At 72.5% G+C, this 12357-nt stretch carries 10 protein-coding genes and 3 pseudogenes; 1 reads left to right on the top strand and 12 read right to left on the bottom strand.

Going from position 1 to position 12357, the window contains the following annotated elements:
• Window positions 1-407 precede the first annotated feature (407 nt).
• The 11 genes and pseudogenes from U6N30_RS17055 to U6N30_RS17110 form a co-directional block, all read right to left on the bottom strand.
• Window positions 408-1448, bottom strand: a complete 1041-nt coding sequence (locus tag U6N30_RS17055; RefSeq protein WP_324273191.1) for an NAD(P)/FAD-dependent oxidoreductase — start codon at window positions 1446-1448, stop codon at window positions 408-410.
• Window positions 1449-1540: 92 nt separating this feature from the next.
• Window positions 1541-1789: pseudogene (locus tag U6N30_RS34030) on the bottom strand (cyclic nucleotide-binding domain-containing protein); the annotation flags it as partial.
• Window positions 1790-1920: 131 nt separating this feature from the next.
• Entirely contained in the window at window positions 1921-2109 is a 189-nt protein-coding gene (locus tag U6N30_RS17060) for a UBP-type zinc finger domain-containing protein (RefSeq protein ID WP_324273192.1), read from the bottom strand.
• Between the two features lie 79 nt (window positions 2110-2188).
• Window positions 2189-2653, bottom strand: coding sequence for a thioredoxin (trxA, locus tag U6N30_RS17065; protein WP_324273193.1), 465 nt, complete (start codon window positions 2651-2653; stop codon window positions 2189-2191).
• The gene (gene clpB, locus U6N30_RS17070; protein ID WP_324273194.1) at window positions 2650-5274 is read right to left on the bottom strand and encodes an ATP-dependent chaperone ClpB; all 2625 of its coding nucleotides are present in this window, start codon (window positions 5272-5274) and stop codon (window positions 2650-2652) included. The genes trxA and clpB overlap by 4 nt, the downstream gene beginning before the upstream one ends.
• A complete protein-coding gene (locus U6N30_RS17075) occupies window positions 5265-5651 on the bottom strand; it encodes a chaperone modulator CbpM (protein WP_422678123.1) in 387 nt (128 codons plus the stop codon). Before U6N30_RS17075 ends, clpB begins: the two co-directional genes overlap by 10 nt.
• Before the next feature lie 160 nt (window positions 5652-5811).
• Window positions 5812-6662 (bottom strand): annotated as a pseudogene (locus tag U6N30_RS34035) (DnaJ C-terminal domain-containing protein); the annotation flags it as partial.
• A gap of 2 nt (window positions 6663-6664) precedes the next feature.
• Window positions 6665-7252 carry a nucleotide exchange factor GrpE gene (locus U6N30_RS17090; protein WP_324273196.1) on the bottom strand — a complete coding sequence of 196 codons (588 nt, stop codon included), beginning with the start codon at window positions 7250-7252 and terminating at the stop codon, window positions 6665-6667.
• Window positions 7253-7261: 9 nt separating this feature from the next.
• Window positions 7262-9144, bottom strand: a pseudogene (gene dnaK / locus U6N30_RS17100) (molecular chaperone DnaK).
• A gap of 1 nt (window position 9145) precedes the next feature.
• On the bottom strand, window positions 9146-9685 hold the full coding sequence (locus U6N30_RS17105) for a general stress protein (RefSeq protein WP_324273197.1): 540 nt from the start codon (window positions 9683-9685) through the stop codon (window positions 9146-9148).
• 13 nt (window positions 9686-9698) lie between these two features.
• Window positions 9699-10178: an Hsp20/alpha crystallin family protein gene (locus tag U6N30_RS17110; RefSeq protein WP_324273198.1), complete on the bottom strand. Its 480-nt coding sequence runs from the start codon at window positions 10176-10178 to the stop codon at window positions 9699-9701.
• A 394-nt stretch (window positions 10179-10572) separates the two neighbouring features.
• On the opposite strand from U6N30_RS17110, the gene U6N30_RS17115 reads away from it, so the two are divergent.
• Window positions 10573-11868, top strand: coding sequence for a PucR family transcriptional regulator (locus tag U6N30_RS17115; RefSeq protein ID WP_324273199.1), 1296 nt, complete (start codon window positions 10573-10575; stop codon window positions 11866-11868).
• A gap of 20 nt (window positions 11869-11888) precedes the next feature.
• Here the strand turns inward: U6N30_RS17115 and U6N30_RS17120 are convergent, their stop codons facing one another.
• Entirely contained in the window at window positions 11889-12269 is a 381-nt protein-coding gene (locus U6N30_RS17120) for a cation:proton antiporter domain-containing protein (RefSeq protein ID WP_324273200.1), read from the bottom strand.
• Between the last annotated feature and the right edge of the window lie 88 nt (window positions 12270-12357).

Raw genomic sequence — 12357 nt, forward strand, 5'->3', positions numbered from 1 at the left:
TGATCGGTCAGCTGGAGGATGCCGGTCTGCCGGACCGCACCGCTCCCTCCTGCGAGAGGCGCGCCTCGTCCTCGACAGCGCGAAGGAGTCGCTGACGCTGTCGGCCGACTACGACCGCCTCTGCGAGCAGGCCGCCCCCTGGCTGGCACCCGCCCGGTCGTGAGACGCCCTCCGACGCCGGGACCCCTGTCGCCCCTCCTGCTCTGCTGCGATCACCGTGCCGTGGCCAGGTGCTCGTGCACCAGGCGGACCGCCATCGCGCCCTCGCCCGCGGCCGACGCGACCCGCTTCACCGAGCCGCTGCGCACGTCTCCCGCCGCGAACACGCCGGGCAGGCTGGTCTCGAGCAGCAGCGGGTCGGGTCCGTCGGACTCCCCGCTCCGTCGACCGGCGGGCGTGCGGCCCGGTCAGCAGGTAGCCACCGGAGTCACGGGCGACCGCGTCGGGCAACCACGACGTGCTGGGCGTCCCCCGATGAACACCATGAGGTCGCGGGCGGGCAGGCGGTGACGCTCGCCGGTCACCGTGTCCTTCACGACGACGGCCTCGAGGCGGCCGCCCTCGCCCTCCGGTTCCTCCACCACGGTGTGCAGGTGCACCTCGATGCGCGGGTCCTGCGTGATCCGGTCGGCGAGGTAGCGCGACATGTTCTCGTCGAGCCGGTGCTCCCTGACCACCAGGCGGACCTCGGCGGCGTGGTCGGCGAGGAAGACCGCGGCCTGGCCGGCCGAGTTGCCCCCACCCACGACCACCACCGGGTCGCCTGCGCACTGCTGGGCCTCGATGGGCGTGGCCGCGTAGTACACGCAGGTGTCCTCGAACTGGTCCAGTCCGGGGACCGGGAGCCTGCGGACCCGCACGCCGGACGCGACGACCACCGTGCGGGTGGCCAGCTCACCGCCGTCGGCGAACTGCAGCACGTGGTTCCCGTCGCGCTCCTCCATCCCCACCACCTCCGCCGGGACGGACCGCCGCGCCCCGAACTTCTCCGCCTGCAGCACGGCGCGATCGGCCAGCTCGCCCCCGGAGATCCCGGACGGGAAGCCGAGGTAGTTCTCGATGCACGACGTCCGCGCCGCCTGCCCGCCTGGCGCGACGCCGTCGAGCAGGACCGTGTCGAGGCCCTCCGAGGCGCCGTAGACCGCGGCCGCGAGGCCCGCCGGGCCCGCGCCCACCACCACGAGGTCGACGACCTTCTCCGCGGGGTCGACCTCGCGCAGGCCGAACGTCGCGGCCAGCTCCGCCGGGGACGGATTGCGCAGCACCCGCTTCCGGAAGAGCACCACGGGCGTGTCGTCGGGCGCCAGTCCGAGGCCGCGCAGCAGCCGCTCCGCCGACGGATCGGTCTCCAGGTCGACGAACTTGTGCGGCAGCCGGTTGCGGGCGGCGAACTCGCGCAACTGCCGGCTGGCCCCGGAGTACCGGGAGCCGATGATCCGGAAGCCCATCCCCTCCCCCAGGGCCAGCGAGCGCCGGAGCAGGAGGGCGCGCAGCAGCAGGTCGCCGAAGGCCGGGAGGCGGCCGCCCCGGCGCGCAGCCGCTCCGCCGGGATCGCCAGCACCTCCCCGGGGGCGGCCACGACGCTGGTGGCGTAGGCGGGCTGCCCGGTGAGCATGCCCAGGTCACCGAGGAATCGGCCCGGCCCGTGCACGCGGACGACGCGCTGGTCCGGCGTCCCGACCGCCTCGGCCACGGCGACCCGCCCGGCGAGCAGCACGTAGCAGACGTCCTCCGGCTCGCCCTCCGCGATGAGCACCTCGCCGTGCGGGACCGTCCGTCGCTCCCCCATGCCTCGAGCATCCGGAGCTGCGAGTCCTCCAGCCGGGGAACGCCCCGGTCAGGTCAGGGTCTCGTCCGGCGGCACATCGGCCAGCAGTTGCTCGACGCCGTGGCCTTTCTCGGCAGCCGTCGCCTGGGTGGTCACACCGGTGCCTCGTCGACGAAGCACCACCGCCAGTCCTCGCCCGGCTCGAACGACCGGATGATCGGATGGCCGACGAGTCCGGCGTGCCGGCGGGCGTGCTTGCCCGGGGACTGGTCGCAACAGCCGACGTGCCCGCAGGTCAGGCACAGCCGCAGATGGACCCAGGGGACCCGATCTTCAGGCACTCCTCGCATCCCTGAGGCGTGCGGGGCTCGACGTCGTCATGAGCGAAGGCCAGGTGCGGGTCGAGTCCTACCGGAACGGTCATCGTTCCTCGGCTCCCTTCGACTGCAGTGCTTGGTCCAGCCAGTTGCGCAACGCCGGCTCCGGAGCGGCTCCGGGCTGGCGGGCGAGCACCTCGCCGTCCCGCAGGACCATCAGCGTGGGGACGGCGCGCACCTCGAACCGCTGGGAGAGCCGGGGCGCCTGGTCGACGTCGACCTTGACCAGCTTGAGCTCACCGGCACGCTCGGTGGCCAGCCGTTCGAGAGCGGGACTCACCATCCGGCACGGGCCGCACCAGGTCGCCCACAGGTCCACCAGCACCGGGACCGGAGCCCGCTCCGCGACCTCGGCGAAGTCGTCGTCACCCGCGTCGGCGATCCAGGGCAGGCGCTGGTGGCAGTTCCCGCACTTCGGCACCGAGCCGGCGGAGGCCGGCACCCGGTTCTTCTTCGAGCAGTGCGCGCAGGGAACGATGCTCGTCCGCGCGGTCGCGGGGGCGCTCATGCCTCCGCTCCCGTCATTTCGTGGGTGACGACGAGCCGGTCGCCGTCCACGTCGACCCGCACGGTCGAGCCCTCGATCGCCCCGTCCCGCAGCAGCGCCCGGGCGACCTGGGTCTCCACCTCCCTGGCGATGAACCGGCGCAGCGGCCGCGCACCGTAGACCGGGTCGTAGCCCTCGCGGGCGATGAAGCGCTTGGCCTCCTCGGTGATCCCCACCGTGATGGTGCGTTCGGCGAGGCGGACCCGGAGGTCGGCGAGCATCAGTTCGACGATGTTCTCGATCTCGCCCGGGTTGAGCGGCGTGAACAGCACGGTGTCGTCGACCCGGTTGAGGAACTCCGGCCGGAAGTGGCCCCGCAGCTCCGCCATCACGAGGTCACGGGCCTCGGGCTTGAGCTGGCCGTCGTCGGTGACGCCGTCGAGCAGGTACTGCGACCCGATGTTCGACGTCATGATGATGACGGTGTTGCGGAAGTCGACGGTGCGGCCCTGCGCGTCGGTGAGCCGGCCGTCGTCGAGCACCTGCAGCAGCGTGTTGAAGACGTCCGGGTGGGCCTTCTCGATCTCGTCGAAGAGGACGACGGCGTAGGGACGGCGGCGGACCGCCTCCGTGAGCTGCCCGCCCTCCTCGTAGCCGACGTAGCCGGGCGGGGCGCCGACCAGCCGCGACACGGTGTGCCGCTCCTGGTACTCGCTCATGTCGATCCGGACGATGTTGTCCTCGGAGTCGAACAGCGCCTCGGCCAGCGCCTTGGCCAGCTCCGTCTTCCCGACGCCGGTCGGGCCGAGGAAGATGAACGAGCCGGTCGGCCGGCGCGGGTCCTTGACCCCGGAACGGGCCCGGATGATCGCGTCCGCGACCGCCTGCACCGCCTCGTCCTGGCCGACGACGCGCCGGTGCAGCACCTCGTCGAGGCGCAGCAGCTTCTCCCGTTCGCCCTCGGTCAGCCGGGACACCGGGATACCGGTCCAGACCGAGACGATCTCGGCGATCTCCTCGGCGGTGACCACCTCGCGCAGCAGGCTGTGCTCGCCCTGCTTCTCGGCGAGCCGTCGCTCCTCGGTCTCCAGCCTCCGTTCCAGGTCGGCCAGCCGGCTGAAGCGCAGCTCGGCGGCGCGGTTGAGGTCGTAGGCCCGCTCGGCCTCACCGATCTCGTGGCGGACCTGCTCCAGCTCCGCCCGCAGTTCCTGGACCCGCTTGATCGCCTGCCGCTCGGCGTTCCACTGCGCCCGCATGGCGTCCGCCTCGCCGCGCAGGTCGGCCAGTTCGCGGCGGAGCTGGTCCAGGCGGGCGACCGAGGCGGGGTCGTCCTCCTGTTCCAGCGCCGCCTCCTCGATCTCCAGCCGCATCACCCGGCGGGTGATCTCGTCGAGCTCGGCGGGCATGGAGTCGATCTCGGTGCGCAGCCGGGCGCACGCCTCGTCGACGAGGTCGATGGCCTTGTCGGGCAGGAACCGGTCGGTCAGGTAGCGATGGCTCAGCGTTGCCGCCGCGATCAGCGAGCCGTCGAGGATCCGGACGCCGTGGAACACCTCGAACCGCTCGCGCAGCCCGCGCAGGATCGAGACCGCGTCCTCGACCGACGGCTCGTCGACGAAGACGGGCTGGAAGCGGCGCTCCAGTGCCGCGTCCTTCTCGATGTGCTTCCGGTACTCGGCGAGCGTGGTCGCGCCGATCATGTGCAGCTCGCCGCGGGCCAGCATCGGCTTGAGCATGTTGCCCGCGTCCATCGACCCCTCGGACGCACCGGCGCCGACGACGTTGTGCAGCTCGTCGACGAACAGCAGGATCCGGCCCTCGGCGGCCTTCACCTCGGTCAGCACCGCCTGGAGGCGTTCCTCGAACTCGCCCCGGTACTTCGCCCCTGCGATCAGCAGGCCCATGTCGAGGGAGAAGATCGTTCGGTCGCGCAGGCCTTCGGGGACGTCCCCGTCGAGGATGCGTTGGGCCAGCCCCTCGACGATGGCGGTCTTGCCGACACCGGGCTCACCGAGGAGCACGGGGTTGTTCTTCGACTTCCGGGACAGGATCTGGACCACGCGGCGGATCTCGGCGTCGCGGCCGATCACCGGGTCGAGCCGGCCGGAACGCGCCGACTCCACGAGATCGATCCCGTACTTCGTCAGCGCCTCGTACGAGCCCTCCGGGGTCGCGGAGGTGACGCGCTGGTTGCCGCGTACCTGCGTCAGCGCGGAGAGGAACGCCTCACGGGTGACGCCGTGCTGCGCCAGCACCCGCCCGGCCCCGGTGGCCGAGCCCGTCTCCGCCAGCGCGACGAGCAGGTGCTCGACCGAGACGTACTCGTCCTTCATCCGTCTGGCCTCGCGGTCGGCGGCCTCGAGCGCCCGGGCAACCCGCTGCGTGAGCGAGACCTGCCCCGGCTGAGGGGCCGTGCCGGTGGTCCGTGGCTTGCGGGAGAGCTCCGCCTCCACGTCCCTGCGCAGGGCCGCGGGGTCGGCGCCCATCGCCGAGATCAGCCGCGGGACGAGGCCGTCGGTCTGGTCGAGGAGCGCAGTGAGCAGGTGCTCGACGTCGACCTCGGTGGAACCGTGCTCGATCGCCAGGGACTGGGCGGCGGCGAGCGCCTCCTGGGACTTCTGGGTCAGGCGGTTCAGGTCCATCGCGAACTCCGCTCGGGTCGGTTGGCGGGCTCCTGTGGGCTGCGTCGTCGTACGGGTTCGGTGCGCCCGCGAACGCGCAAGGCGGCCTCGAGATCGGTGATCCGGTCGAGGAGGTCGCACACCAGTCCGAGGGCGGCGTAGTTGAGCGGCAGGGTGGCGTGCAGCCGCTGGAAGCGCGCGACGGCCGGTACCTGCGCCGGGCTGAACCACAGCGAGCCGTCGACGTGCCGCGCGGCCCGGATCAGACCCAGTGCCCAGAACCGCCGCACCAGTTCCGGGTGGACGCCACAGCGCCGGGCGAACTCCTCCTGGTCCAGCAGGGCGGATGCCGGTCGCCGGACCAGCGGGTAGCGGAGCGGAGGACTCGGCGGGCTCATCGCCGTCCTCCCCGGCGTCGGTCGTAGCCCGGCGCGGATCGAACGTCGACGACGCTGCGAGTTCGGAGAACAGCTCACGTTCACGGTCGCTGAGCCGTGGCGGGACCATGATCTTGATCTCGGCGAACAGGTCGCCCGGGTGCCCGGCCGGGTCCGGCATGCCCTGCCCACGCAGCCGGAGCCGTCGTCCCGACGAGGAGCCGGCGGGCACGGTCACCGTGGTCTCGCCCCGGGCGTGGCGACCGGGACGCTCGCGCCGAGCGCCGCCTCCCACGGGGCCAGCTTCAGGTCGACGTGGATGTTCCTGCCCTGCACACGGAAGATCGGGTGCGGCAACAGCCGCACCACGAGGTAGAGGTCTCCGGCAGGGCCGTCGCCGAGGCCACGCCCGCCCTCGCCGGCCAGCCTGATCCGCCGCCCGTCGTTGACGCCCGGTGGGATCGTGACCGTGTAGCTGCGCGGGCCGTCCGGGCCGTTGAGGGTGATCTCCTTGCGCCCGCCGCGATAGGCCTCCTCCACGGTGAGCGGGAGCTCGGCCTCCTGGTCCGCTCCCGCGGTGCGGGTCGCACGCGGGCCGCGGCCGCGACCGCCGAACATGCCGCCCAGGAGGTCTTCGATGTCGATGCCCTCGAAACCCCCGCCATCGAAACCCCCGCCACCGAAGCCCCCGCCACCGAATCCCCCGCCGACGTCGGTTCCCTGCGTGGTCCAGGTCGTGCGGGGACCGCGACCGGCCCGGCGGCCGGCTCCGCCGACCCCGGCTCCGACGCGCTGCTCCCAGTCGTCGGGAACCCGGCGGAAGTCCTCCCCGAAACGGTCGTAGCGCTTGCGGAGCTCCGGATCCGACAGCGCGGAGTACGCCTCGTTGATCTCCTTGAACCGCTCCTCCGCCCCCGGATCTTTGTTCACGTCCGGATGGTTCTGCCGTGCCAGCCGCCGGTAGGCCTGCTGCACCTCGTCCTGGCTCGCGTCGCGCGACACCCCGAGGACGTCGTAGAAGTCGCGGGGCATCGTCAGCCGCCCTGGCGCTGCGCCACGGTGACGGCCGCCGGTCGGAGCTGACGGCCGGGGGCGCCGTAGCCGGGCCGCACGACGGAGGCCACCGAGCCGGGCGGGGTCCCGGCCCCGTCGGCGTCCACCACCCCCACCACCTCGTGCCGTGCCGGGTCGAACGGAACTCCCGGCTCGTCCTCCCGTCCGTAACCGAGCCCCGAGACGACGGCGAGGGCCTGCTCACGGAGGGTGCGGATGCCCTCGACGATCGATCCCGGGTCGGCCGCGGCGTGCTCGAGCGCGCGATCGATGGTGTCGAGCACCGGCAGGAACGCCGACGTGACCAGCTCCCGCTCGTTGTCGCGCTCGCGCGCGACCTCCCGCGCGTACCGCTTGCGCAGGTTGTCCAGGTCGGCGGCGGCCCGCCGCCAGCGGTCCTCGGCGGCGTCGAGCGCGTCCTGGGTGGGACCCGCCGCCGGGGTCGGGACGGGCGCCGCCTCCGGCGGGCGGCCTCCCTCCGGGTGAGCCGGTGCTCCGGCAGCTCCGGGGTCTGCACCCGGTCCACCCGGCGGCCCCGCGGGCGGCGTCCTCGCTCCGGGATCGGCCATGGCCGGCGCTCAGTTCCGGTCGAACTGGGCGTCGATCACGTCGTCGTCCGCGGCCGCCGTCTCACCGGCGGTCGGGTCCCCGACGTCCGCGGCATAATTGGTCGAGGCGGCCTGGAGCCCGGCCAGCACCTGCTGCAGCTCGCCGGTGAGCTCGCGGACGCGATCCACCGGCCCCTGGTCGGCCACCGCCTGCCGGGCCTCGGTCACCAGCATCTCGGCCCGGGCCCGCTCGTGCGGGGGTGCGGAGTCGCCGAGTTCGTCGAGCCGGCGTTGCACCTGGTAGGCCACCGTGTCCAACTGGTTGCGCGCGTCCACCTCCTGCCGCAGTTGCTGGTCCGACGCCCTGTTCCGCTCCGCCTCCGTGACCATCCGCTCGACCTCGGAGGTGTCCAGGTTGGTGCTCTCGGAGATCGTGATGCCCTGTTCGGCCCCGGTGTCCTTGTCCCGCGCGGTGACGTTGAGGATGCCGTTGGCGTCGATGTCGAAGACCACTTCGATCTGCGGCTCCCCGCGCGGCGCCGGCCGGATGCCGGTGAGCTGGAACCGCCCCAGTACCCGGTTGTCCGCCGCGCGTTCCCGCTCCCCTGCAGCACGACGACGTCGACGGCGGGCTGGTTGTCCGTGGCCGTCGAGAAGACCTCGCTGCGCCGGACCGGGATCGTGGTGTTCCGCTCGACGATCTTGGTCATCAGGCCGCCCTGGGTCTCCACCCCCAGGGACAGGGGCGTGACGTCGAGCAGCAGGACGTCGGAAACCTCGCCCTTGAGCACGCCCGCCTGGATCCCCGCGCCGACCGCGACGACCTCGTCGGGGTTGACGGTCATGTTCGGTTCCTTGCCACCGGTCAGCCGGCGCACGAGCGCCTGCACCGCCGGGATACGGGTCGAACCGCCGACCAGGATGACCTCGTCGACGTCGTCCGCCCCGACCTTGGCGTCCGACATGGCCTGACGGACCGGCCCCATCGTCCGTTCCACGAGATCCGCCGTGAGCTGCTCGAACGTCGAGCGCATGAGGGTCGTCGTCAGGTGCTTCGGGCCGTTCGCGTCCGCGGTGACGAAGGGCAGGTTGACCTGGGTCTGGGTGACCGAGCTCAGCTCGACCTTCGCCTTCTCAGCCGCCTCGTAGAGCCGCTGCAGCGCCTGCGGGTCCTTCCGCAGGTCGATGCCGTTCTCCTTCTGGAAGTCCTCGGCCAGGTGGTCGACGATCCGCCGGTCGAAGTCGTCCCCGCCGAGGTGGGTGTCACCGGCGGTGGCCCGCACCTCGACGACGCCGTCGCCGACGTCGAGGACGCTGACGTCGAAGGTCCCGCCGCCGAGGTCGAACACCAGCACCGTCTCGTGCTGGCCCTTGTCCATCCCGTAGGCCAGCGCCGCGGCGGTCGGCTCGTTGATGATCCGCAGGACCTCGAGGCCGGCGATCTTCCCCGCGTCGCGGGTGGCGGTCCGCTGCGCGTCGTTGAAGTAGGCCGGGACGGTGATCACCGCCTCGGTCACCCGCTCGCCGAGGTGCCGTCCGGCGTCGTCGGCGAGCTTGCGCAGGATCAGCGCGGAAATCTCCTCAGGCGCGTACAGCTTGTCCCGCACCTTGATCCGCGCGAGCCCGTTCTCGTCGGGGACCACGTCGTAGGTGACCTGACCGGCCTCCTCCTCGACCTCCTCGAATCTCCGGCCGACGAACCGCTTGACCGAGTAGATCGTGCCCTTGGCGTTGAGGATCGCCTGCCGGCGGGCCAGCTGGCCGACCAGCCGCTCGCCGTTCTCCGTGAACGCCACCACCGACGGCGACGTGCGAGCGCCCTCGGCGTTGGGGACGACCGACGCCTCGCCGCCCTCCCAGGCGGCGATGACCGAGTTCGTCGTCCCGAGATCGATGCCGACCGCGCGTGCCATCTCAGGCCTCCGATGCGAGAAGTCGGGCGGCCTCGTCGGCCACCTCGTCGTCGACGACCACCTCGTAGCGGCGGGGACGCATGAAGGTCACCGACGAGAAGTCCCGGCGACCCCGCTGGAGCGCGTAGACGATCATCCCGATGATCGCCCCGATGACGGCGCCGATGAGCAGCCCGTAGAGAGCGAGCAGGAGCGCGCTCACCAGCGGATCGGCCCAGTCGAACAGTCCGAAGATCCAGCCGATCAGCGCCCCCGGTACGGCACCGCTCAGCGCACCCCGCCAGGCGGCGGTGGGATAGTCCATCCTCCCGGTGACCTGCTCGACGGTCTCCAGTTCCTGGCCGATGATGGCCACCCGCTCGACGGGGAAGTCGCGGTCGGCGAGGCGGTCGACGGCCCGCTCGGCCTCCTCGTAGGTCGAGAACGACGCGACCGCGCGCCTGGCCCACCGCGTCGAGCTGCCCGGACTACCCGGCGACCACGGCCGTCCGGCGCCGGACGCACCGGCCGGAGAGTGCCCTGCGTAGGAGCGATCGGTCATCGTGGCCTCCTGATCAGCCGACGGACGGACGTCCGGCCGGCGATGGCTTGTCCTCGGTGGCTGCGCCCGTGTCCGGGGCGGCCGCGCCGTCGGCCGAGCTCGAGGACCCGAGCTCGACCCTGCGGGGCTTGCTCTTCTCGCTGACCGGGATGGTGAGGGTCAGGACGCCGTCCCGGGTGTCGGCGGACAGGCGGTCGGGGTCCAGGTTCTCCCCGAGGAACAGCTGGCGGGCGAACTCGCCGTAGGGCCGTTCGTCGATGACCACCTCGTCACCCTCCTGACGGGCCGGTGCGCGACGGACCCGGACGCTCACGTCGTTGCGCTCGACGGTCAGGTCGATGTCCTCGTCCGGGACGCCGGGGACGTCCAGGTGGACCAGCAGCTCGTCGCCGCGGCGCAGGGCCTCCATCGGCATGCTCCGCGCGGCCCGGGTTCCGACGGCGAGGGTCTGCTCCGCCAGCCGGTCGAGCTCGCGGAACGGATCGAAGCGCATGAGAGTCATGAGCCCTCACCTCCGGACGGGTCGAGTGGATGCACCGACCGTGGCAGCGCTGCGCGACAGGGCGCTTCGGTCCAGGGGATGCAACCGCGCCCGCGTCCTTGATCCCGCCAGGGCGATCCGGCTCTCCTCCAGCCCGCGGGCGCTCTCCGCGAACGCGTCGTCCACCGGAGGATCGGTACTCCTGCCGATCGACGCCGGGGGTCACCGGCGGTCTCATGGCAGAGGGCGATGGCCATTGCTCGGCCATCGCCTCGGCCTCGGCCTCCGAGCAGCGCGGTGGAGGGACGTGCCCCTGTACGTCATGTCGGAGTCAGCGCCGTCGCCCCTGACCCGGCGGGCCGGGACCACCCCGCGTCGTCGTGAGCCCAGGGAGGGAGCACTTCGCATGACCGCAGTTCCGTTCATGTCGTGCCACGGTCTCGCGCCGCAGGAGGGCGACCAGCCGGCCGGGTCCGACACGCAGCTGACCGGAGTGAACGGCCGCCTCCTCGAGCGCGTGGCGGACCTGGAGTGGCGCGGCCTGGTCCACGAGACCCTCGGCGGTGTGGCCGCATCGGGGACCGGCGCGACGGGCGTCACCGAGGCCCTGCACCGGCTCACGGGGCTGGTCGTCACGGCTGAGGACTGCTTCGGGAATCTGCAGGCCTGGGCCGGCCCGACGGGATCGGCGCCTCCCGCCCCGCTGCCGCCACGGCGCCGCGCCCAGCTGCTCGGGAACGCCCGCCGCAGCCCGGAGCCGGTCCGCCAGGGAGATCGCGTGGTCGCCGTTGCGCAGCGCCGTGACGAGGCCCTCGGCGTGCTGACCCTGGTGGATCCGGAACAGCGAGCCGGTGAGCCGGAACTCTTCGTCCTCGAGCACGCTGCCACCGTCCTGGCCATCGAGCTGGGTCACCGACGGAGCCTGGTCGAGCTGGAGCTGAGGCTGCGGCGTGAGCTGATGGACGACCTGCTCGACGGGACCGACGACGAGAGCGCGGTCTCCCGCGCGCAGGCTCTCGGCCACGACCTGCGCCGACCCCACCAGGTCCTGGCGGTGCGGTGGCCCGGCGCGACGACCGAGGTGGCGCTGACCCATGCCCTGGAGACCGCTGTCAGCCGCGTGGTGGACACCAAGCCTCTGCTGGGACGTCGGAGCGGCGGAGTGGTGGCCGTCCTGCCCTGCCCGGACGAGCACACCGCCCGGCGGCACTGGAACGAGCTGTACCGGGCAGTGACCGAGCGCCTGCAGCCGCCGGGAGGGGCGATCGGCGTCGGCGGCGGGTGTTCCGCCCCGTCCGGGCTCCCGAAGTCCTACGCCGAAGCGAGGCGGGCGCTGCGGGTCAGAGTCGCCTCGACATCCCCGGCCGGGATCACGGTGGACCACGACCTGGGCATCTACCGATTGCTCAGCCCCGGGACGGACGACGCGGAGCTCAGGGCCTACGTCCGGGAATGGCTCGGGCCCCTGCTGGACTACGACGCCGCCAGCGGGACCGACCTCGTGATGACGCTGCTGAGATACCTCGAGTGCGGCGGCAACTACGACGCCGCAGCGCACGCACTGGTCATCCACCGCAGCACCCTGCGCTACCGGTTGCGGCGCATCAGGGAGATCAACGGTCGGGACCTGGGGACGGTCGACACGAGGCTCAACATGCATGTCGCCGCTCGTGCCTGGCAGATGATGCAGGGCGTGACCTGAGGGATCGGGTCGGCCGCCCGTCAGTCGGGACCGCGTGTCCCGCGCTGCGCCGGCGCTCCCTGCTCCGCGCGGTCCACCTCACCGACCAGCCGGGTGACGATCGGGCCACCCACGGCGAGGATCGCCACATAGGCGGCGACCAGTGCGCTCATCCGCGGATCGGCCGCCGCGCCGGCCAGCCCGACGACGACGAGGGAGAACTCGCCCCGGGCGATCAAGGCGGTACCGGCGCGCAGGCCACCACGCCGGTCGACGCCCTCGCGGCGAGCCGCGTAGGACCCGGACAGGATCTTCGTGACGGCCGTGACCACGGCGAGGGCCACCGCGGCGGGCAGGACAGGAGGAAGGTCCGCGGCGTCGATCGACAGCCCGATCCCGAGGAAGAACGCGGCTGCGAACACGTCACGCAGGGGCTGAGCACCTCGCGGGCACGGTCGGTGATCTCACCGGTGAGGCTCAGCCCCACCAGGAAGGCTCCGACGCCGGCGG

This window comes from Blastococcus brunescens, assembly GCF_035320885.1.
GTDB lineage: Bacteria > Actinomycetota > Actinomycetes > Mycobacteriales > Geodermatophilaceae > Blastococcus_B > Blastococcus_B brunescens.

Excerpts from the sequence above, each read along its gene's own strand:
- clpB (WP_324273194.1), bottom strand. The coding sequence starts at position 5,274 with ATGGACCTGAACCGCCTGACCCAGAAGTCCCAGGAGGCGCTCGCCGCC.
- U6N30_RS17055 (WP_324273191.1), bottom strand. The coding sequence starts at position 1,448 with ATGGGCTTCCGGATCATCGGCTCCCGGTACTCCGGGGCCAGCCGGCAG.
- U6N30_RS17110 (WP_324273198.1), bottom strand. The coding sequence starts at position 10,178 with ATGCGCTTCGATCCGTTCCGCGAGCTCGACCGGCTGGCGGAGCAGACC.
- U6N30_RS17075 (WP_422678123.1), bottom strand. The coding sequence starts at position 5,651 with ATGAGCCCGCCGAGTCCTCCGCTCCGCTACCCGCTGGTCCGGCGACCG.
- trxA (WP_324273193.1), bottom strand. The coding sequence starts at position 2,653 with ATGAGCGCCCCCGCGACCGCGCGGACGAGCATCGTTCCCTGCGCGCAC.
- U6N30_RS17115 (WP_324273199.1), top strand. The coding sequence starts at position 10,573 with ATGACCGCAGTTCCGTTCATGTCGTGCCACGGTCTCGCGCCGCAGGAG.
- U6N30_RS17090 (WP_324273196.1), bottom strand. The coding sequence starts at position 7,252 with ATGGCCGATCCCGGAGCGAGGACGCCGCCCGCGGGGCCGCCGGGTGGA.
- U6N30_RS17105 (WP_324273197.1), bottom strand. The coding sequence starts at position 9,685 with ATGACCGATCGCTCCTACGCAGGGCACTCTCCGGCCGGTGCGTCCGGC.